At 37.9% G+C, this 22392-nt stretch carries 19 protein-coding genes; 14 read left to right on the top strand and 5 right to left on the bottom strand.

From position 1 onward, the window contains the following. Window position 1 precedes the first annotated feature (1 nt). On the top strand, window positions 2–3202 hold the full coding sequence (locus B0169_RS01055; RefSeq protein WP_077283849.1) for an efflux RND transporter permease subunit: 3201 nt from the start codon (window positions 2–4) through the stop codon (window positions 3200–3202). Window positions 3203–3311: 109 nt separating this feature from the next. Here B0169_RS01055 and B0169_RS01050 read toward each other — a convergent pair whose 3' ends face one another. Continuing rightward, window positions 3312–4151 (bottom strand): isopenicillin N synthase family dioxygenase, encoded by an 840-nt coding sequence (locus B0169_RS01050; RefSeq protein ID WP_077283847.1) that lies wholly within the window; start codon window positions 4149–4151, stop codon window positions 3312–3314. Between the two features lie 288 nt (window positions 4152–4439). Between B0169_RS01050 and B0169_RS01045 the strand changes: the two genes are divergently transcribed. The 7 genes from B0169_RS01045 (at window position 4440) to B0169_RS01015 (ending at window position 13793) form a co-directional block, all read left to right on the top strand. Next, complete coding sequence (locus B0169_RS01045) at window positions 4440–4727, top strand: hypothetical protein (protein WP_077283845.1); 288 nt, start codon at window positions 4440–4442, stop codon at window positions 4725–4727. Window positions 4728–4851: 124 nt separating this feature from the next. After that, window positions 4852–7413, top strand: a complete 2562-nt coding sequence (locus tag B0169_RS01040; protein ID WP_235838428.1) for an EAL domain-containing protein — start codon at window positions 4852–4854, stop codon at window positions 7411–7413. Window positions 7414–7853: 440 nt separating this feature from the next. Further along, window positions 7854–8333, top strand: coding sequence for a winged helix-turn-helix transcriptional regulator (locus B0169_RS01035; protein ID WP_077283843.1), 480 nt, complete (start codon window positions 7854–7856; stop codon window positions 8331–8333). Window positions 8334–8577: 244 nt separating this feature from the next. Next, complete coding sequence (locus tag B0169_RS01030; protein WP_235838427.1) at window positions 8578–10275, top strand: M28 family metallopeptidase; 1698 nt, start codon at window positions 8578–8580, stop codon at window positions 10273–10275. 54 nt (window positions 10276–10329) lie between these two features. Next, window positions 10330–11169, top strand: coding sequence for an HDOD domain-containing protein (locus B0169_RS01025; protein WP_077283838.1), 840 nt, complete (start codon window positions 10330–10332; stop codon window positions 11167–11169). A 187-nt stretch (window positions 11170–11356) separates the two neighbouring features. Beyond that, complete coding sequence (locus tag B0169_RS01020; protein ID WP_077283836.1) at window positions 11357–12781, top strand: sodium-dependent transporter; 1425 nt, start codon at window positions 11357–11359, stop codon at window positions 12779–12781. 112 nt (window positions 12782–12893) lie between these two features. After that, the gene (locus B0169_RS01015; protein WP_077283834.1) at window positions 12894–13793 is read left to right on the top strand and encodes a class I SAM-dependent methyltransferase; all 900 of its coding nucleotides are present in this window, start codon (window positions 12894–12896) and stop codon (window positions 13791–13793) included. A gap of 101 nt (window positions 13794–13894) precedes the next feature. Here B0169_RS01015 and B0169_RS01010 read toward each other — a convergent pair whose 3' ends face one another. Continuing rightward, window positions 13895–14509 (bottom strand): LysE family translocator, encoded by a 615-nt coding sequence (locus tag B0169_RS01010; protein ID WP_077283832.1) that lies wholly within the window; start codon window positions 14507–14509, stop codon window positions 13895–13897. A 26-nt stretch (window positions 14510–14535) separates the two neighbouring features. Then, the gene (locus B0169_RS01005; protein ID WP_077283830.1) at window positions 14536–15411 is read right to left on the bottom strand and encodes a DNA ligase; all 876 of its coding nucleotides are present in this window, start codon (window positions 15409–15411) and stop codon (window positions 14536–14538) included. Between the two features lie 234 nt (window positions 15412–15645). Here B0169_RS01005 and B0169_RS01000 point away from each other — a divergent pair, with 234 nt between their 5' ends. Together B0169_RS01000 and B0169_RS00995 are read left to right on the top strand one after the other, a co-directional pair. Next, the gene (locus tag B0169_RS01000) at window positions 15646–16155 is read left to right on the top strand and encodes a hypothetical protein (RefSeq protein WP_077283828.1); all 510 of its coding nucleotides are present in this window, start codon (window positions 15646–15648) and stop codon (window positions 16153–16155) included. A 159-nt stretch (window positions 16156–16314) separates the two neighbouring features. After that, complete coding sequence (locus B0169_RS00995) at window positions 16315–16569, top strand: PGPGW domain-containing protein (protein WP_077283826.1); 255 nt, start codon at window positions 16315–16317, stop codon at window positions 16567–16569. A gap of 53 nt (window positions 16570–16622) precedes the next feature. Here the strand turns inward: B0169_RS00995 and B0169_RS00990 are convergent, their stop codons facing one another. After that, a complete protein-coding gene (locus tag B0169_RS00990) occupies window positions 16623–17348 on the bottom strand; it encodes a DUF3581 family protein (protein ID WP_077283824.1) in 726 nt (241 codons plus the stop codon). A gap of 140 nt (window positions 17349–17488) precedes the next feature. Continuing rightward, window positions 17489–17752: a GIY-YIG nuclease family protein gene (locus B0169_RS00985; protein ID WP_077283822.1), complete on the bottom strand. Its 264-nt coding sequence runs from the start codon at window positions 17750–17752 to the stop codon at window positions 17489–17491. Window positions 17753–17929: 177 nt separating this feature from the next. On the opposite strand from B0169_RS00985, the gene B0169_RS00980 reads away from it, so the two are divergent. From B0169_RS00980 to B0169_RS00965, 4 genes are all read left to right on the top strand, one after another. Then, the gene (locus B0169_RS00980) at window positions 17930–18730 is read left to right on the top strand and encodes a DUF2797 domain-containing protein (protein WP_412842108.1); all 801 of its coding nucleotides are present in this window, start codon (window positions 17930–17932) and stop codon (window positions 18728–18730) included. A 219-nt stretch (window positions 18731–18949) separates the two neighbouring features. Beyond that, a complete protein-coding gene (locus B0169_RS00975; RefSeq protein WP_077284512.1) occupies window positions 18950–19795 on the top strand; it encodes an HDOD domain-containing protein in 846 nt (281 codons plus the stop codon). A gap of 846 nt (window positions 19796–20641) precedes the next feature. Further along, window positions 20642–20980 carry a P-II family nitrogen regulator gene (locus B0169_RS00970; protein WP_077283821.1) on the top strand — a complete coding sequence of 113 codons (339 nt, stop codon included), beginning with the start codon at window positions 20642–20644 and terminating at the stop codon, window positions 20978–20980. 9 nt (window positions 20981–20989) lie between these two features. Beyond that, window positions 20990–22255: an ammonium transporter gene (locus B0169_RS00965; protein WP_077283819.1), complete on the top strand. Its 1266-nt coding sequence runs from the start codon at window positions 20990–20992 to the stop codon at window positions 22253–22255. Window positions 22256–22392 lie beyond the last annotated feature (137 nt).

Below are 22392 nucleotides of genomic sequence, written 5' to 3'. Positions count from 1 at the left end.
AATGACGAATGCTTCAGCGAAAAAAAGCCCTGAAATAGATAATAGTATCAATACGCACACAGGGTTAATTGCTTGGTTTGCCCGCAACAGTGTTGCCGCAAATTTGTTGATGATTTTTATTTTGGTTGGTGGTTTTTTTACCATTCAAACTATTAATAAACAAATGTTCCCACAGGTTAAAATTAATTGGATTTCTTACGCTGCGCCGTATCCAGGTGCTGCGCCGCAAGAGGTTGAAGAAGGGATAACGATTAAAATAGAAGAGGCACTGGAAACTGTTCAAGGCCTTAAACGTGTTATCACTTATTCAAATCGAGGCTACTCTAACGGTTGGTTTGAGGTTGAATTAGACTATGATCCTCAAGTGGTGCTTGAAGAAGTGAAATCTGCGATAGATTCTATTTCTAGTTTTCCTGATGGCATGGAACGGATAAAAGTCGAGCGTGAAAAGTATCGACAAGAAGTGATGTACCTGAGTTTATATGGCGACTTAACCAACGGTGAATTAAAAGAGTTGGGCCGTAAAATTCATAATGAAATTCAGCAACTGCCGATGATCAACATATCTGAATTATATAGCGGTTTAGATTATGAAATTTCGATTGAAGTGAGCAAAGATAAGCTCAGAGAATATGGTTTGAGCTTCACCGATATTGCGAACGCTGTACGCAGTTATTCTCGTAATATGTCAGCAGGACAAATACGTGCCGAAAATGGTTATATTAATCTACGCGTTGAAAACCAAGCTTATCGTGGTCATGAATTCGAGCAATTACCGGTAGTCACCTTAGCGGATGGTACGCGTATTCTTCTCGGTGAAATTGCGACTATTGTTGATGGCTTTGAAGAAGGCTTACAGTACTCTAAATTTAACGGTCAAAACTCAGTTACGCTATTTGTTGGTGCTGCTGATAACCAAAGTATTACTGCTATTGCTAGCATAGTAAAAAACTACGTTGAAGAGAAAGCTGCGGTATTACCACCAGGCGTTAAGTTAGAAACCTGGGTTGATATGACTTACTATCTTGAAGGTCGCTTAGACATGATGATAGATAATATGAAAAGTGGTGCAGTATTAGTATTTTTGATGCTAGCGTTGTTTTTACGTGTTCGTTTAGCTTTTTGGGTGATGATGGGTCTGCCGGTTTGCTTCTTAGGGACTCTATTAATGATGCCCTTGGAATTTGTCGGTGTAACCATTAATGTCATCAGTTTATTTGCCTTTATTCTTGTGCTTGGCATTGTTGTTGATGACGCTATTGTAATGGGGGAGAGTGCTCACGAAGAAATTGAAGAGCATGGACATAGTACCGATAATGTTATTCGTGGCGTTAAACGCGTAGCTATGCCAGCAACGTTTGGCGTGTTAACCACAATTGCAGTATTTTTACCTTTCCTTTTTGGAGAAGGGCCATCTTCCGCCTTCGGTAAAGCTATCGGCTCTGTGGTCATTTTATGTTTAATATTTTCTTTAATTGAATCTAAACTGATTTTGCCTGCGCATTTGGTAAAAATGAAGATTAAAGACTTTAATCCTAAAAACCCAATCGATAGATTACGTTTGTGGGTTGATACTAAGTTAAAAAGCATTATTAATAACATTTATGCCCCGTCTTTAGCGATATTTATAAAGTACCGTTATGCAGTTCTTATGTTCTTTATTAGCTTGATGTTGATTAGCGCCGGTTTATTTAGTGGTGGTTTTGTGCGCTTTATTGGCCAACCCAAAATACCGCATGACTTTCCTCGAGTGTCTGTTGAAATGAATGTGGATGCATCAGAAAAAGCAACGTTAGAAACGTTACTTAATATTCAAGGGATTATAAATCGCATTGATAAGGAAATTGAAGCAGAGTACGGCAATTCAATGATCTCTGATATGCAAGTAGACTTGCGTAGCAGAACTAGCGGTCAATTGATGGTAAAGCTTGTTATACCTGAATTACGTCCAATTAATACTTTTGAACTTGCTGATTTATGGCGCGCTGCTATTCCTAACTATCCAGGCGTTAAATCATTTACTATTGGCGATAACTTGTTTGGTGGTGGTCGTGATGATGGTGATATTGCCTTTAGGTTAGAAAGTAAAGATGACGGGCAATTACTTGCGGCAGCAAAAGAGTTAAAAGCAAAACTTAATTCTTTAAAAGGCATTGGTGATGTTAATGACAGTCGTCAAACCAGTGCTAAAGAGGTCCAGTTTGAACTGAAACCGTTAGCTTATAGCTTAAACCTAAGCTTGGCAGATATTGCCTCACAAGTCAGTTATAGCTTTTATGGTTTAGAAGCTCAGCGTATTTTACGAGATAGTGAAGAAGTGAAAGTTATGGTGCGTTATCCACTTGAACAACGTAGCTCTGTTGGACATGTGGATGATGTAATGATTCAAGCGCCCAATGGTGCAGAGTTGCCTTTATCTGAACTTGCCACTATTACCTTAAAAGAAGGTGTAACTCGCATTCGTCGTGAAAATGGTAATCGAACCATTAATGTTTGGGCAAGTGTTGATGCTGAACAGGTTGAGCCTTTTAAAGTAGCGACCGATATTCGTGATAACTTTATCCCAGAACTGTTACGCAAATACCCGCAAGTTCAAAGTGAAGTGTCAGGTAGTATTCAAGAAGAAATGGAAAGCGCGAGTAGCCAAATGCGAGATTTTGTTATTTCGTCGTTAATTATTTTCTCATTATTAGCGATACCACTGAAATCTTACGCACAAGCAACCATGATTATGGTCGTTATTCCTTTTGGTGTTATTGGAGCTGTCTTAGGCCACTTCATTCTTGGTATGGATTTAAGTGCTTTATCTGTGATGGGGATATTAGCTGCTGCAGGGGTGGTGGTAAATGACTCCTTAGTTATGGTTGATTATGTTAACAACGCTAGAAAACGTGGCGAGCGCTTAAAAGATGCTGTTATGCATGCAGGAACAAAACGCTTTAGAGCAATATTGTTGACTTCGATTACTACGTTCATAGGTTTAGTGCCGATTATCTTTTTTGAAGTTAGCGCACAAGCACAAATTGTTATTCCAATGGCGGTATCACTAGCATTTGGCGTGTTATTTGCCACGATAGTAACGTTGGTTCTGATCCCATGTCTTTACTTGATTATTGAAGACTTGAGAGTGATGCTTAGGCGTAAGAAAAAAGTTGCGTCTGATGATTCAGCTATTTTAGATAACCTTAAAAGTGAAGCTTAACAAAGCAGATCTTAGAGGAGAAAGCCTGGTCTAATTAGACCAGGCAGATATTAAAAAGCCATCACAGTGTGATGGCTTTTTTGTTAAATCAGCTTGGTATTAAATCAAGTTATTTAACACCAAGCTCTTTTAAACGTTCTAATAAGTAGCTTGCTTGAGTATGATTTTTAGATAGTACTACTTCACTGCGAGGGTGTAAAAATAGTGGTAAAGAAATACGTGATTTACCTGAGTTTTCCCCTGTCGGATTGATTACCCTATGGCTAGTGGAAGGGAAGTAACCTTGTGAGGCCTCTTGCAGCATGTCACCAATGTTAACAATTAAATGACCAAAATCTCCTGGAACATCTAACCATTGACCGTCTTGAGCTTGTACTTGTAAACCAGGTTCGTTCGCAGCCGGTAAAATGGTCAATAAATTGATGTCTTCGTGGGCTGCAGCGCGAATGGCTCCAGGCTCTTCTGTGCCATTAAACGGCGGATAATGCAGAATACGCAACAAGGTGTTAGGGGTATCCATGATCATATTTGATAGAGGCTCTGAGTAGTGTGCTGCTACATCAGCAGGGCTATATTTTTCAACCCAATCAAGTAATTCACTGGCAAGATCTGAAGCCATTTTGTAGTAATTAAGAATGTCTTCTTCTAATTGTTTTGGAATACGTCCCCAAGGATAAACATGGTAGTATTCTTTGATATCTTTTTTACTATGGCCTTTAGCCGTTTCAGAAATTTCTGGTGCAAAATAACCGTCTTGTTTTTCAGGATCAAAGGCAAACGCTTGTTTTTCACCTTCAGTAAAAAATGTGTACCAATCTTGATATATTTTTTCTACTAACGTTTGTTGAATAGGGTGGTTCGTTAATACGCCAAACCCGGTGTTACGTAAACTCTCGACAAACTTTTGTGCGGCATCGTCAGCCTGATAGTCAACCACTTGTACTTGCATAATTGTCCTCTGATACAATAATCTTAATGCTTAATCTTTATTTTTAAGTATTATATACGCAAACCAAAGGGAAGTGGACGAATTCAATCACGTTGGCAACGGCACTAATCATGAGAAGGTTAGTAGTGTGTTGTAATTCAAAGAAAATGCTAATTATTGCATTTTTCAATTCACATCTAACAGAATCAATTTGATGGTGATAAACTTATCATGAGGTGGCTAGAAGGTTCTTAATCTGGTTAATTTCAGTCAACATTGATTTTTAATATCGCAAATGAGAGAACTTAAATGATAAAGCATTTTGTAGTAATATTTTCAGGGGTATTAGTTTTCTCGGCATGTAGCTCAAATAATAATAGCTGTGAAGATGTAACTTTAGCATCAGAGCAGGTACAACAGTGCCAGTCATTACATAAGCAGATTATTAGTGCTAAAAATAAACCGGTAATTCGTACTGAATTAGAACGCAGGTATCAACAAGACTGTATTGATATTCGTTACTACCGTGACGACAAACAAGCTGCAGTTTGTGGTAATAAGGCCGCCGTTGCTGAAGCACAAAAGCTGAAAAAATAACAAGGGTGTTTTAGCTGCAAATATCATCAGTTTTTGTTATTTTAATTGTTCTTACAAAGTTCAAGGTTAGATGACTGATCTGATTGATAAAATTTTTAAATAAGTGTGTAATATGGTGGAAAAGTTGACAGATTCATTAGACCCATTAGTTAATACCAATGTCGATCTGGCAACAGAATCAATTGTTTTGCTGAATAAATATCAGAATTTGCAAGATCGCTACACGGCTTTATTTAAGCTTAATCAACTTTCAATAGATTGCGCTAATCTAAATACTTTTTTTGAACAAGTACACCGCTCAATTGCCTCAGTGATGAGTGCTAGTAACTTTTATATCGTGCTCTATGATCAAACATTATCTACCTTAGAGTTTAGCTATCACGTTGATGAAAACGATGAAATGGAAAAGCGTATTTATTCGCTAAGTGAATTTAGTGGTTCAATGACAAATTATGTTATTGAAACCGGTAAAACCTTATTAGCGACGCCTGAAGTTATTGCACGGTTAGAACAAGAAGGGAAAATCAAAGCCATTGGTACTGCAGGTGTAGATTGGCTTGGTGTGCCATTGATACATGATGGCTTTGTGATCGGCGTGATGGCGGTACAAAGTTATTCAGCAGATACTCGTTATCAAGAATCCGAGCGCGATTTACTTGAATTTACGGCACAACATATTGTTACCGCACTGACGCGCTTACAAGATCGAGAACGCTTAAAGGCTGCTGTTGACGCGCGCACAAGAGAGCTAATGCAGCAAATTCGTGACCGAGAAAAGGCTGAATTACTGCAAGAGTCGTTGTACCGTATTTCTGAATTAACTAATGATCCTGATCTTGATATTGATAAATTTTATGGCATGGTGCACAACATCGTCGGTCAGTTAATCAACGCCGAGAACTTTTATATTGCTAAATATAATGCCATTAGTGATGAGCTATTTTTTGCCTATTACCTTGATCAACAGTTTAAGAATGCCGATAAGCAGTTCAACACCAGAAAGCTGTCAAATCGATTTACAGAACTTGTACTTAGAAGTGGCGAAACAGTATTACTTGATCAAAAAGCAATGCAAGAGTTATATCGACAAGGCAAAACAATTAAGCCAGGCGCTGAAGTTGTATCATGGTTAGGTGTGCCTTTAATTGACTCGGGTGAGGTTATTGGTGCAATGGTGTTACAAAGTTATCATCAATCAACACGCTTTACAGAGCAAGACGCAGAGTTATTACGCTTTGTTTCTCGCCACGTTGCATCAGCGATGCAACGTCGAGAAATTGCTGACTACAAACGAAAGTCCCATGAGCTACTCGAACAACAAGTAAAGTTACGAACTGTCGCTTTAGAAGATGAAATAAAACAACGTAAGATCGCTGAAGAGAAGCTTAAACATGCTGCTTCGCATGATATTTTAACGGGTTTACCTAACAGGGCCGTTTTCCTTAATTTATTAAATCATGCGATTGCTTGCAATAAGCGTCGACCGGCATTTAAATTTGCTGTTTTGTTTCTTGATTTAGACCGCTTTAAAGTTGTCAATGATAGTTTAGGGCATCATGCTGGCGATAAGTTGTTGAAAAAAATAGCTAAGGCATTGATTGATGTCGTACGAGATACTGATACCGTTGCACGTTTAGGCGGTGATGAGTTTGTCATCTTGGTTGAAGAGCTTGAATCTGATGATGTGGCATACGAAATTGCCAACAGAATAACTGAGCTATTGTCTGCGCCATTTATTATTGAAAACCAGTCGGTATTTATCGGTACAAGTATTGGTGTCTTATTCAATAATGAGCGCTATGGTAGTGCTGATAATATGCTACGAGATGCCGACATCGCCATGTACCATGCGAAAGATAAAGGTAAAGGGCGCTACGAAGTTTTTGATTCGAGTATGCATAAAAAAGTACAAAATGCTTTATCGTTAGAAATGGATATTCGAGAAGCTATTTCTAATCAAGAGTTTACTCCTTACTTTCAACCTATAGTACAAATGACAGATGGTAAAATTATAGGTTTTGAAGCCTTGGCAAGGTGGCCGAGCGAAAAGCGTGGCTTTGTTTTCCCTAATGATTTTATTCCATTAGCGGAAGAAACTAATTTAGTGATGGAGATTGATCTGCAAATTCTAGAAAAATCCTGTCGACAACTTAAACTTTGGCAACAGCGTTTAGGTTTAGAGCACCTTTATGTAAGTTGTAATTTCTACTGTAATCACTTCTTCAGTTCAAGTTTACCGCAAGATGTTCAAGCTATTATTGATAAAACGGGCGTAAAACCTCACCAAGTTCGCATTGAACTTACTGAGCGTGCGTTGTTGGAAAATAATGATATTGTCTTGAAAAATATGTATGCCTTGAAAAAAATGGGAGTAAAAATACTCCTTGATGATTTTGGCACGGGTTATTCAAGTTTAAGCTATTTGCATCGCTTTCCAATGGATGTGTTAAAAATTGATCGTTCTTTTATCGAAAATGTTCATGAGCGTGGCAACCATCAAGCGATCATTAAGACGATTATTGATTTAGCGGCTAACTTGAATATGGCGACGGTCGGTGAAGGTATTGAGAATGAAGCCGATGCTAAGCTCTTAAAGAAAATGGGGTGTGTTTATGGGCAAGGTTTTTACTATTATAAGCCTTTACTTGGGGATGAAATTGAAAGTTTCTTATTGAGTAAATGTTAGTACTATTTCCCCTAATATCGGAGGTTTATATAGGCAAAGCTGACATTACAAAGTAGTCGTTAGGTAATTGTAATATTGACCTATGCCTTAGTGGCTAATTAAAATTTTAATTTCTTATCGAACTTATATTGGCATTATTTTAAGCTTCAAACCGTGTGTTTTTCCTCACCACATTATGATGTTTTTTTACATGTATCGAACTCGTAAAGTGCACAGGGGCGGATCATTACTTTGTTATCAGCCTTAATCATACTCTTTAGGCACTTCTTTAAATAACACCATATCAACTAACGGTCAGATCAAAAGTTCCTTACTTTTAAGCACTAACTACGCTCCTTAGGCTCTAGCGGAAGCAGTCTATCGAATATGTTGGCGTTTGCCGTTTTTTTACGGTAATTTATTCGGCTAATAAAACCATTAACCATAAAGCTGATTGACAGATGACAAGTAGCAAACCCAAGGTTTTAGATCGTATCGATTTAACTATTTTAGATGTTTTACAAAAAAATGGTCGAATTTCAAATAGTACCTTAGCACAGCGAGTTAATTTAAGTGCTAGCCCTTGTTTAGAAAGGGTAAAACGTCTTGAGCATGAAGGGTATATTGAATCTTATGGTGCCTTCTTAAATGCCAGTAAATTAAAGTATGGAATGACGGCATTTATTCAAGTAACGCTTGATCGCACTACCGCGGATATCTTTAATAAGTTTCGTGCTGAAGTTATTGGCATTAAACAAGTTGCAGAATGCCATATGGTTGCAGGAGGCTTTGATTATTTAGTTAAGATATGTTTTGAAGATATGGCAGCATATCGGGCTTTACTAGGAACTATTGTTGAATTACCGGGCGTATCACAAACGCATACCTATATTGTTACTGAGCATGTCAAACGACACTCAGGTGTCCCCATTTTTGATTAAATTTATCGTACGCAAAGTTATAGCAACATTATCTATGGCTCGCTATATTGGCATTTTCAGCCCCATGCTAGTTTTTTTATAAAACAGTCGATATAGTGTTTGAAAATTTTGAATCTGCTAAGCACGGCAACGAATAATATCAATAGTTAGTACTTAATCATAAAGTAAGAAAAATACTCAATAGCTTCTGCTATGCAGATTGTTGAGTCACCTAAGAAATATGGCTATAAATTAACGAGAAAATATGAAGTATATGTTCCCATTGAAAAAAAGTAAGCCACTGGCTTTAGTTGGCCTATTAGCGATAGCGTTATTGGCTTGTAATAAATCTCCAGCACCCAGTGCCGAAGTTGTTAATGAAACGGCGGTAAATGAAGTTAACGCCGCTAATATAAAAGCTCATATTGAATTTCTTGCTGATGACACTTTACAAGGTCGAGATACAGGCAGTAATGGTTATCAAATAGCGGCTAACTATGTGAAGTCTTATTTTAAACAATTGGGCTTAACGCCTAAAGGTACAAGTATTGCGGGCGAGAAACGTGGCTTTGAGCAAACGGTTCGCTTTCGTAAAAGCTTCCTTATTAATGGCTCTGCTAGCACTATTATTCATGGCTTAAAGGGGGATCTCGAACTTGATTATGCTACGGAGTTTTTAACTTCTGGTTCTAATTTACAAAATAATACCGCTATTACGGCATCAACTGTTTTTGTTGGTTACGGGGTTGTATCGCCAGAATTTGGTTACAACGATTATGAAAATATTGATGTTAAAGGCAAAATTGTTGTGGCGTTAACCGGTAGACCAGATGATTTACCGTCCGAAGAAGGTGCGCATATTGGCGCGAGTGCAGAAAAGAGCCGTCATGCTGCCGCGCATGGCGCGATAGGGTTTATCACAGTGCACACACCTAAGCGGGAGAAAGTACGTAGTTTCGAAAAGTCAGCACAATATGCCAATGCACCACGTTTGAGTTGGCTAACAAAAGATAATCTCCCGTTTGGTACACAGCCAGAAATCTTAGCAGGTGCCTATCTCAATCGAGATGCTGCAAAAGCTTTATTTACTGGAGCCGCTCGCACTCTAGAAGATATTTTTACCGCAGATACTAACAATAATGCCATTAAGGGCTTTGACTTACCGTATAAAGTTAGCTTGAAAAATCGCTCACGCTATGAAGAAATCTCAAGTCCAAATATTATTGCCGCGGTCGAAGGTAGTGATCCACAACTGAAAAACGAATATGTTGTTTTTAGCGCTCACCTTGATCACATAGGTATAAGTTCACATACCGATGATGAAGACACCATTAATAATGGTGCACTGGATAATGCTTCTGGTGTTGCTATTTTACTCGAAACGGCTCGTTTATTAGCAGAAATGCCAATAAAGCCAAAACGTTCTGTGCTGTTTGTTGTAGTGACAGGTGAGGAAAAAGGTTTATTAGGCTCTAGTTACTTTGCTAATAATCCTACCATACCTGTAATGCAATTAGTGGCAAACGTAAACTTAGATATGCCGTTAATTCTCTATCCTTTTGCCGATGTTATAGCGTTTGGTTCAACGCATTCAACCATGGGGGAAATTGTTGAGACAGCAGCAAATAAAATTGATATCGAACTTAGTGAAGACCCCATGCCGGAGCAAGCACTTTTTACTCGCAGCGATCACTACAGCTTTGTTAAGGCGGGTATTCCATCAGTCTTTTTAATGACAGGCTTTAAATCAACCGATGAAAATATTGATGGTGGTGCCGTCTTTGGTGACTTCTTAAAAAATCATTATCATCAACACAGTGATGAAATAACTTTACCGATAAATTATCAGGCTGCAGCGAGTTTCGCATTGGTTAATATGATGATAGGTGTAGAGATAGCAAACCAAGTTGAGCGCCCTAAATGGCATGATGGTGATTTTTTTGGTGTTACTTTTACACAATAATCATCGCTGATTAAAGTAAAAAACGTAGATTTTATATAAGGATAGTATTAATTGATGAATGCTCTTGAATATGCCCTGCAGGCTAATGGATCTTTCGCGTTACCTGATGCCTGTTTTAAGGTTAAAGCCTTAATGGAGGAGGATGATTCGACGATTGAAGATTTCGCCAATGTTATCAGCGTCGATCCATCGATGACTTCGCGTTTATTACAAATAGCCAACAGTGCTATTTATAGCTTTCCTGGTGAAATAAGTACCATCTCACGTGCTATTACCATTATAGGCACGCAAGCTATATACAATATGATGTTAGTTGATGTTGCCGCCACAGCGTTTAAACATTTTTCAACTCAGTCGATAGATCTGAAAAGATTTTGGCATATGAGTGTTTTTTGTGGCTTGGCAACAAAAAACTTAGCTATTACTGCTGGTATTCGTGATATTGAACGATTATTTGTTGCTGGCTTATTACAAAATTTTGGGGAATTAATTGTTGCTAAAGTTTCTCCAGAGTTAGCAAAGCAGTGTGAGGCCTACAGTGCCGAGATTTTACCTTGGCAGCTACAGCAAAAGGTCCTCGGCTTTACGTATACTGAGGTTTCAGCTGAATTACTGAAAATTTGGCAGATCCCAGAAAAAATTATTTTGCCCATTCGCCATTACAACAACGCTCAAAATATCGACATTAATAAAGATGTGAAAGTAATGTATCTCGCATCACGATTAGCATTAGTTGAATGCCACCCTGAAATATTTGACTATGACGATAATGTTGATACTGCTTTATGTCAGTCGTTAAATTTTACATCAGGTGATCTAGAAGCTGCTGCAAATTTCGCCACAATAGAAACAGATAATATTCTCAATATTATGAATGCTAAGTTTTATGGTTAGAGGCGCTTAGAAAGTGCAAGCAATATTATACACTTTGTTCGTTGTTGCTAACTGACAAAACAAGACATTATTATAGAAGCCTGCTAGCATCGGTGGGTTGAATAAATGAAATTATCTCAATAAAAATGGGCACTGTGTAGTCACAATTATAATTATTAGCCCTACAAAATTATTTCGAAGGATGTTTATGAGTACAGAAAGAGAGCATTTTAGTTCCCGTATAGGGTTCATTTTAGCTGCAGCGGGTTCGGCAGTGGGTATAGGCAATTTGGTTGGTTTCCCTGTGAATGCAGCCAAAAATGGTGGTGGCGCATTTTTATTAATGTATGCTCTTTTTGTTTTTTTAATTTGTTTACCGGTAATGATTGCCGAAATGGCGGTTGGACGGAAAACAGAGAAAGAACCTGTTGGTGCTTATAAAGCGCTAAGTGGAGGCAGTAAAGCTTGGGGAGCGGCCGGGTTCTTAGGCGTGTTAACGCCTTTTATGATTGCTGTATTCTATATGGTATTAACGGTATGGATTTTTGGTTATATTGTTTTAACATTGACCGGTAACCTAGATTATCTAGCAAGTAGTAATGGCTTTGGTGAGTTTGTTAATAGCCCATATTTATTTGCTGGCATGGTGGTCGTTGCTGCAATTATTAACTTTATTCTAGTTGCTGGTGTTAAAGATGGTATTGAACGGGCATCAAAAATATTAATGCCGACGTTATTTATCATGCTCCTGATGATGGTGGTTTATGTTTTAACACTAGATAATGCCATGGCAGGGGTTAAGTTTTTTCTAATTCCTGATGTGTCGAAACTAACTCCAGCAGTGATTAATGGTGCTTTATCACAAGCGTTTTTCTCTTTGTCATTAGGCATGGGTATTTTGATTACTTACGGCTCTTACATTAATCGTAAAACTGATATTGTTGGTTCGGCAAAATTGGTTGCGTTAACCGATACGGCTGTAGCATTTACCGCTGGTTTGATGATTTTACCCGCGGTATTTTCATTTAATCCTAATGTGAACCCTGCAGAGTTGAGTGACAGCTCAGTATCGTTAATTTTTACTTTTTTGCCGAAAATATTTTTAGCCCTTCAAACCTCTATTGGTTATATTGGTGCTAGCGCTGTAGCTGCTTTTTTCTTTATTTTGGTTTTCTTTGCCGCGATTACCTCATTAGTGTCAATTTTAGAAGTGCCGGTTTCTTATCTAGTTACAGAGAAGCAACATAGCCGTAAAAAAGCCTTGTCGATACTACTGATGACTGCAGGGCTGTTAACTGTGTTTGCGACATTATCTTTTGGCATGGTGTCTTTCTTTACTGAGTTCACCTCTTATGCGGGCGGTGTACGTTCATTTTTTGATGTGGTTTATGATATTTTTTATGACACGATCTTACCGTTAAATGGCTTCTTATTATGTGTATTTGTTAGCTATCGCTGGAAAAAACTGCAGTTATCTGAAGAGCTTGCTTTAGGGAATGCAAATTACAAAGGCTCTTGGGTTGAAAAGTATATTAACTTTTCATTAGGTACTTTTATTCCGGTGATCGTGCTTGGTATTTTCATTAATACAATTGCACAAAAGTTTTTTGCTTATAATATCTTCGGTTTTTAGTTAGTGACAAAGAGATATAATTTGCTGTGAATTAAAGCTATTAGATAACCCATAAGGCCGGATAATTTGTTATTATCCGGCCTTATTTTTTAAGCTGAACTGGTTTAGTGTAATGATCGAATTTATCCAAGCAAATGATTTCCAAGAAAGCCAACGACTATTTCATGGTCGTGGACATGCTTATGCTAATTTGTCTCATGTCAATATTGATTGGTTAGAGCCTGTTATTTTAATTAGCTTATATCAAGAGGTCGAAGCAACTTGGTTAGTAGAGTTAGTAGCTAAGCTTCAGAAGCTGACAGACAAGTGTCAATCAATTCAGGTGCAATATCGCTGTCGAAAATTCGCGCCCTGCGAGTTGCTTTGGGGGAAAGAAGTTACCCACTTATCTGCTCTAGAGCACGGTTTAAAATATCATATCAGTTTAGGTAAAGCACAAAATTCAGGCTTATTTTTAGATATGCGCAATGGCCGAGAGTGGGTTAAAAACCGTAGTGAAAATAAACGGGTATTAAACTTGTTTTCATATACTTGTGCCTTTTCAGTTGCTGCATTGGCTGGTAATGCAAGTAAAGTCGTTAATATTGATATGAGCAAAAGCTCGTTAGCGAAAGGGCGTGAAAATCATCGTTTAAATAATCAAGACCTAACGAAAGTGATATTTGAAGGTGTTGATATTTTTAAGTCTTATGGCCGTTTGAAAAAGCACGGACCTTATCAGTTATTGATTTCCGATCCGCCGTCATTTCAAAAAGGTAGCGTTGATATTGAAAGAGACTATAAAAAAATTATCCGTCGCTTACCTGAGCTGATGTCGGCAAACGCCGATGTTTTATTATGCTTAAACTCCCCAGACTTAAATGAAGAGTTCCTTCTTGCTGAAGTGGCAAAAGAGTGCCCAGACTGTGTTTACCAATACCAAATTGATACACCTGAAGTATTCAAAGAAGCGCATCAAGGAAAGGGCTTAAAGTGCCTTTATTTCATTTATCAACCTGAAGTTAATGCTTAGGCTATTGCTGTTTGACGGTAGTTTGCTTGATAACTGAGTAATAAATAAATGATATATGTAGATCTACTTGTTTATTACTCTGGCTCATTCATGTGAATTTTTTAACTCCATACAACTCGTGCAGCTAATAGAATCAAAAAACTTCCGGTGACTTTATCAACAATATGACTATTTGCTTTTAACTTATCTAAAATAGGCCCACGAGAGATGGTAAATGCAATAATGACGTACCAGAGCATATCAATAATACCTACAGTGGCTGTCATAATGCCCTTTTGTTGCCATCCAGCATTAGGCTCAACAAATTGACTAAATAGTGCTAGAAAGAAAATAGCAAGTTTAGGGTTGAGAAAAGCAATTAAGAAACCATCTCGCCAACCATTTATTGATGGGTCTCGTGTTGTTTCTTGTTGAGAAAGTTGCATGTTCTGTTGCTTGCTCATTAGGGACTTTATACCTAAATATAAAAGAAATGCCGCACCAGCGTATTTAATTACTGAGAATAGTAATGGTGATTGCACAATCAATAAGCCAATACCTGTAGCGGTGATTGCAGCATAAAGTGCTACGCCTAACCCATGGCTAATTGCTGTAGCATAACCTTGCTTTGAGCCACCACTTAAGGTGTTTTTAATAACTAAAGCTAGGCTAGGCCCAGGTGATAGCGCGCCAAGAATACAAATAACGACAAGTGATAACCATAAATGCAATTCCATAAAATTTTATGCCTTAAAATGTGCGACTAATGTTGGTTTTTAATTCGAAGAAAGCTGGCAAATCTTGGCACACCTTGCTGGGTTTTACCAATATATTTGTAGGTGATGATACTACCAATTTCAGGGGGATGTTGGCGTTGTTGATCAGAAAACCCACTTCCTATTTTAAAAATAATGCCTTCAGGTGTTTCAACTCTAATCGCCCCTAGCATGCCGGTATATTTTCCTTTGCCAGCAAGGTGTGCAATAACTTTCGCCTCGGCATCTTGATGCTTTTTGAGTTTTAATAAGTTTTTACTGCGACCAATTTGATAGTTTGCTGTAGCGAGGTGCAGCATCAATCCTTCGCCGCTTTGAGCAACGACTTTATCTAAAAGCATATATAATTGGATATTATCTGTGACCTTGAATTGTGAGACCATAGCCAAATAAGGTGAATGTGTTTTGTTCAGTAATTTATTCATGGTTTTAGCGCGGTTACTGAAGCTACCGGGTTGGTGAGGCAGATCGAAAACCATTAATTTTAAGTCTTTCCAACACTCGCCGTTAGTGTGCTTACGTCGAACACATCCACTGATGGTATCAAATTGTCCACGCTGACTCCATAATTCACCATCCATTGCTATTGTAGGCCAGTTAGCAATAAACCATTGTGGTGGGGACAGAACATTGCCGTTACGGGTTAATAGGTCTTTTCCTGTCCAGTATCCTCGAACACCATCTAATTTTTCGCTGACTAAGTAATCTGTAATAACGATATTTTGATGATATTTAGTTGCCAATTGTAGTTTAGGTTGCTCTTTCAGAAGGGCATGATTGCTGGCCGGAAGAGCGTAAGACCAGGTTGATAGTAGTAGCACTAAGCCAGAGTAGAGTGTGCTGTTAAATGATGATTGAAACATCCTTGTTCCTCTTTTTATATCGGTTTAATTGTTTTGTTGACTATGACGTGAACTTTACTGCCTGATTTTATTGTAGTTGCGGTTGTTGGGTTATGCTAAATATCAGCAAGGTTGTTTTGAAAACACATGTTTCATGCTGAACTAAATTGCCATTAAAGCCAGTGGTAGAGTCGAAAATTATCTAGAGTTGACTACACTTTTGTTATGGAAATGGAATTCTGTAGGTAAGGCAAGATGAAACAGATAATACTCTTTAGCTTGTTATTCATAATACTTTTTAGCTCTTTCGAGGTTATAGCAGGTAAAAAGCACTGCCAAAGTTATCGTAAAAAGCTTGATAGTATTCAAGCTAAGCAACGTCAAGCTAACTCAAATAAACGCAGCAATAGTTTAGCGACTCAAGAGGCTAAAGCCCGAAAAACTTGGTGGCAATGTGAAAATGGTAAACTTAAGCCTAAGGCGAAAAAGAAACCGCGAGTAAAAATAAAGCGAACTAATAAGAAAAAAGTTATTAACCTTCGCCGTGTTGACGGAAAAAAAGCTAAGTCGCCAAAACCTATTATGCCTTTTTCTACTCAAAATTCGGTAATGATTCACGCCAAATATCAAGGCGAAAAACTACAAGCTTGGTTACTATTTTATCAACCGAAAAAAATTTGTCGTCGACCTAAGTCCATGTCGCAATTTTCAGCATGTGCTGAAGAAAAAAGGCGTCAGCAAATAGAATTTGAAAAAAATTACTGAGAGCTCTTGCTCTCTTGACTATTATTTTGTCTTTTGCACCACTTTATGAAGTGTTTTTAAGCTAAATTAAATTTAGCTTATTGATAAATAAAGGTAATTAAATTTGGAATGTGTTTTGCTAATTCTTATGTAAACCAATAAGATTATTAAAGGCAAATAATGAAAAAAAATATATTAGAGCAATTAAAGCGCAGTACTCGTACTGCTTTAGGCTTTTTATTTTTATTGCTTGGTATCGTGTTTATCTTACTACCTGGGCCGGCAGTTATATTTATTCCACTGGGTTTAGCTTTGCTAAGTGTAGAGTATGATTGGGCGAAGGTCTGGCTGAAAAAAAGTCAGAAATACTTTCGACAAGCAGCTGTTAAGGCCGATCAAAGCTTGCGCTGGTTAGGGAAAAAATTGCGCAGCTGAATGTTAATAGGTTAACTTGGGGTAATCAGGGTTTCTGATTGTTACCCCATAGCTTATGCCGAACGTTGTTTTTCGGCCATGTAACGAGCTTTAGTTTGGTTGTACTCGGTAACTATATTATCAATAGTTTCTTGGCAATATTCACGTAAGCCACTTAATAACATAAACTTTTTACCATGTCCTATCACTTTGCCTTGTGATACTAAATCAAATGCTAAACAAGCATTTCCGCGCTTACCATCTTGTACTAACGTTGTTGAAGACAGGCTTAATGTGATTTCTTGAAAATCCAATTGCTCTAATTGAATTGACATACTTTCATACATGATCATCGGGCGCGCTGGGTTGATCATCACCTGATTTTCTTTCATTAGTTCAACGAGAATATGAGGAAAAGTTTGACCTGAAAACTCAACATAGGCACGGGTTAACGACTCAATAGCTTGATTGTTTTTGGTGCTATTGCCAGCAACAGACATATTTAAATATTCTTTTGCTTTATCGTCAATAATACTTGCTGTTGTGGTAATTTCTGTTGGAATATTTAGCGTGGTAGCATCAGTTACCATACCTGAAAATGTAAAACTCATTTCCTGATGTAAACCGGCACGTTCCAAAATTAGTGCAAATAGCAAGTCTCCGGGAACACAAAAGCGTTTAGCGTCGATGTTATGTAACGGATTAAAATCATCGGCAATTTGTTTTGCAAAATCACTGGCCTGCTGGCGTGTGAAGCTAATTTTATCATCTGTAATACGGCAATAGTTCTCTAAAAACATAGATATGTGTCATCACTTTAAGCTACTAAAATCGGCGCTATTCTATCAGTATGGTTGCGCAAAATCGAAGTTTATTGAGCTTTTATTTACAAAGCAGACCAGTAAAAACAAGGGGTTTAGGCGAACAAGTGTTTATTATTTTACTTGTTGGCATGCTGGTAATTTTCAACTATTAGCTCTTTGTGGCGCTTACTGAGTTGCTTAAGTTGATATTCACGGCGGCTTGCTTGCTGGCGATCTTGTTGCGCTTCAGCATAAGCAAGTTTTACCGGACGGCGCACACGTGTATATTTCGCCGCTTTTTTATTGCAATTGTTATGCTCATTTAAACGGCGTTCTAAGCAGGTGGTGATACCCGCATAAAGACTATTATCAGCACAGCGAAGAAAATAAACGTACCACATTTTAAGTAAATAAAGCCTGAACAGTGAGGTATCTATGTATCATCGCAAGTTTTTTGCTGATATTCGAGCTAAAAATGAATTAGTACTAGCTGCTAGTAGGTGATTTTTATATTATTGGCGACTGAAAAAATAACGGGTTGGTATATGTTGCAAATAGAAACAGGTGCTCTGCGCAAAATGCGTGCAGATCTATCTTTAGATGGTACGGTGAACTACCGTATGGTGCTTGGTGAGCAAGAAGTTGCGTTGAATTCGCTGATCGGTAAGCACCTAACACTGCAGTATAGTGGTCATATTGATTGTCAGCACTGTGGCAGAAAGACTAAAAAAAGTTATTCACAGGGGTATTGTTACCCATGTATGCAAAAATTAGCACAATGTGACATGTGTATTATGAAGCCCGAAACTTGTCATTTTGAGCAAGGAACGTGTCGCGAACCACAATGGGGAGAAAGTAATTGTATGATCCCTCATTATGTTTATTTAGCTAATACTTCAGGTTTAAAAGTGGGTATTACACGTCACACCCAGATACCTACTCGCTGGATAGATCAAGGGGCAACTCAAGCTTTGCCTATTTTTAAGGTGAGTACTCGCTTACAGTCTGGTTTGGTTGAAATAGCATTAGCTGAATATATTGCTGATAAAACAAATTGGCGAGCTATGCTTAAGGGAAGTGCTGCGGCATTAGATCTTAAAGCTATTGCAGAAGAGCTAAAGCCTAAAATTGCTGAGAAACTGGCTAGTGTTAGTTTGAAGTATGGCGCAGAGGCTGTTACTGAATTGGATGAGGATGTGATAAATTTACATTTCCCTGTTCAACAGTATTTAACAAAAATATCATCATTTAATTTTGATAAAACACCGGAAGTATCAGGTATATTAGTGGGTATAAAAGGTCAGTATCTGATTTTTGAGACAGGGGTCATTAATTTGCGGAAATTTACCTCTTATCATGTAAGTTTACAGGTAAGTTAATTGTGTTAAAGGATAATTTACATAAATAGGTTAAACTGAATTTATTAGTTATCGCTTTAATTTATCTTAAATTCGGTAAAACAAAATTAGGCATTTTATATTAGCTATCTCATCTATCGATCATTATGCCTACTGGCTTTTTGAGATAGTTTAGTTATGCCTACTTAGTTTAAAGTGCTGCAAAGGAATAAGCGGCAGATTTATTTGGGAATAATGTTAATGAACGTTAATGATTATGCAGAACGAGCGAGTGAGATATTTGTACTCTCGGATTCTTTTATTCGTATCAAGGAATTGATTGATGATGAAAGTTCTACAATTGATGATATTGCCGATGTTATTTTATTGGATCCGGCATTAGCGGGAACCATCTTAAAGTTAGCCAATAGTACCTTTTTTAATTATCCCGGTAGAATAGACACTATTTCTAAAGCTGTACTAGTGCTGGGTATTACAGAAGTTTATAACTTAGTTATTGCTTTTTTTACTAAGAAAGCTTTTAAAGGAATTATTGCTAAGCAGGATTATCTTGACGACTTTTGGTGTAAAAGTGTTGATTGTGCACTGATTGTTAAATATATAGGCACTAGGATTAATGTGCCGAATGCCGAACGTTTATTTATTTTAGGCTTACTCTATAACTTAGGGGAACTTGTTGTCCAACAGGTAACTCCAGAGAAAACGGTTGAAGCGAACGGTTTTTCTACAACTGAATTACCTTGGCAAAAGCAAATCGAAAGCCTTGGTTTCACCTATGGTGCATGTAGTGCTGAGCTATTAAAGCAATGGCAATTACCATTTAGTATTATTGAGCCAATTCGTAATCAAGATGAAAATGACTTTACTTACAGCAGTGATGAAAGCAAGTTGTTGTATCTGGCGAAGCGTATAATGCTAAGCCAATATGATTGCAGTTCACATGATGTGGAGTTGTTATTAACGGAAGATGCTATGCAACAGTTGCCAATTGATCAGGATATGCTTAAAGGTGCAAATAATTTTTGTGATCTTGAACGCTTGAGTATTTTGTCTATTTTAAATCCTGGCGCCGCGATGATTTATTAAGCAGATAGGGGGCGGACTTTCCTAACGACTATTATTTTCTTTCTTAAGCATAAAGTACTCAGCTTAAATTTTATTCAGCAGTTGTTCAGTTGTATTAACATCACCAGTAAACAATCATAGTAATAACAAGTTAGTGGTGTTAATTCTGCCTTACCTCCCCAACGAAAGTCGTATTTAAAGTTTATTGTATAAAGCCTGATACCAAGTGCCTAAATGGCGCTAGGGTATTAGAGTGATGCAGGGTACTCTCCGATAAAACCATTATCCTCTACTGTTAAGGTTAGCAAACTAAATACTGACGATACTATATCTTTGAGTCTAATAAGGCTGAGCCTGAGATAAGCTAAGCCCGTCAATACGATGATTTCTGCGTGGTTCAAGGCTTATCAGATTGATAATAAACTAGACGGAAAATTTTATGAAAATTGACTAAAGTGATTGCAAATATCGCGTTATATTAATTTTTTTTCACACATCTGTTATTCCGAACTCAGGTTAATAAAGCTCTTTCTTAGACGAGTTGGTTAACCTTGTATTTTTAATTAGCAATGCATTGCGATTTCATATCAATAGCTCAGCCGCCTCTATGTGCAAGGAGCTAAACTCGCCCTATTTTAACTCGCTATGGTAAGAGTAACTAACTGCTCCGTATCAGGTTATTCAATATAATAAATTAATTTATCTGGACTGTTTTCAATGCACCAGTAGCTTGCAATTCACTTGCTATCGCACTGTCATGGTGCGAGGCACCTAAGATCTAACTTGTTATCTACTTGTTTTTAAAGTTATTTTTATTTGGCATGGCGCTTGATAAGCATTAACTAACGAAAAATAAGGGAAAGTAAAATGAAACTAGTCAATGCGATAATAAAACCATTCAAACTTGATAATGTCAGAGAAGCGATCTCTGAAATTGGTGTTGAAGGATTAACGGTGAGCGAAGTAAAAGGTTTTGGCCGTCAAAAAGGGCATACCGAGCTTTATCGTGGTGCGGAATATCAGGTGGATTTTTTACCAAAAGTAAAACTTGAAATTGCGGTTAATGATGATGTGGTGCAGCGCTTAGTGGAAGCTATTGCAGAGTCAGCACATACAGGAAAAATTGGTGATGGCAAAATATTTGTTTATGACCTTGAACAAGCGGTACGAATTCGCACCGGCGAACAAGACGCAGAAGCGCTATAGGAGCTCATCATGGAACAAAATATTTTTCAACTTCAGTATGCGATGGACACCTTCTACTTTTTAATTTGTGGTGCCTTAGTGATGTGGATGGCTGCAGGTTTTTCGATGTTAGAAGCGGGCCTAGTTCGAGCTAAAAACACCACCGAAATTTTAACTAAAAATGTCGCCTTATATGCGATTGCTTGCATGATGTATTTATTTGTTGGTTACGACATTATGTATGGTGGTGGTATTTTCCTGTCAGGCATTGAAACGGTTGACCCTGCGAAAGTTTTAGCGGATTTTTCTTCGCGAGAAGATGGTTTTACTGGTGCAGCAATATATTCAGCAGCATCTGACTTCTTTTTCCAGGTTGTGTTTGTCGCGACCGCGATGTCGATTGTGTCGGGTGCAGTAGCTGAGCGCATGAAATTATGGGCATTTCTAGCTTTTGCGGTGGTATTAACTGCTGTTATTTATCCTATGGAAGGAAGTTGGACTTGGGGTGGCAATGCGGTTTTCGGTTTATACACTTTATCTGAATTAGGTTTCTCAGACTTTGCAGGCTCAGGTATTGTGCACATGGCGGGTGCAGCAGCGGCATTAGCAGGGGTATTATTGTTAGGGGCTCGTAAAGGTAAGTATAGTGCTGATGGGCACGTTAATGCGATACCAGGCTCTAATTTACCTATGGCGACATTAGGTACCTTTATTTTGTGGATGGGTTGGTTTGGCTTTAATGGTGGCTCGGTTTTGAAACTTGGCGATATTGCTAGTTCACATTCGGTTGCTATGGTATTTCTAAACACTAATGCGGCAGCGGCAGCGGGTGCAGTAGCGGCATTAGTATTAGCAAAAGTTCTATTTAAAAAAGCAGATTTAACCATGGCACTTAATGGTGCGTTGGCTGGTTTAGTTGCGATTACGGCTGAGCCATCAACACCTACACCATTGCAGGCAACATTATTTGGTGCCTTAGCTGGTATTATTGTTGTTTTTTCAATCATCAGTTTAGATAAATTAAAAATTGATGATCCTGTTGGTGCTATTTCTGTACATGGTGTTGTGGGTTTACTTGGTTTGTTATTAGTACCGGTGACGAATAGCGGCTCAACATTAAGTGGACAATTGATCGGTGCAGCGACGATTTTTGTTTGGGTATTCTTTACGAGTTTAGCAGTATGGTTTATTTTGAAGAAGTTAATCGGCATCAGAGTTACTGACGAAGAAGAGTATGAAGGTGTTGATAAATCGGATTGTGGTATGGAAGCTTATCCTGAGTTTACTCGTGGCTAACTAGTTTACTGATATTAAGGTGATCGAGCCTGTGCTTTAGTTTGCACGGGCTTTTTATTATCGAGTGTTGCACTATTTACCCCAAATATTATGGGCAAAATAATGCTAATGAAATAATTATTAAAGAGTTACTGCCA

This window comes from Cognaticolwellia aestuarii (assembly GCF_002000025.1).
GTDB classification, from domain to species: Bacteria; Pseudomonadota; Gammaproteobacteria; order Enterobacterales; family Alteromonadaceae; genus Cognaticolwellia; species Cognaticolwellia aestuarii.
The sequence above is the reverse complement of the archived record's forward strand: the minus strand, read 5'-3'. Positions and strand labels throughout refer to the sequence as shown.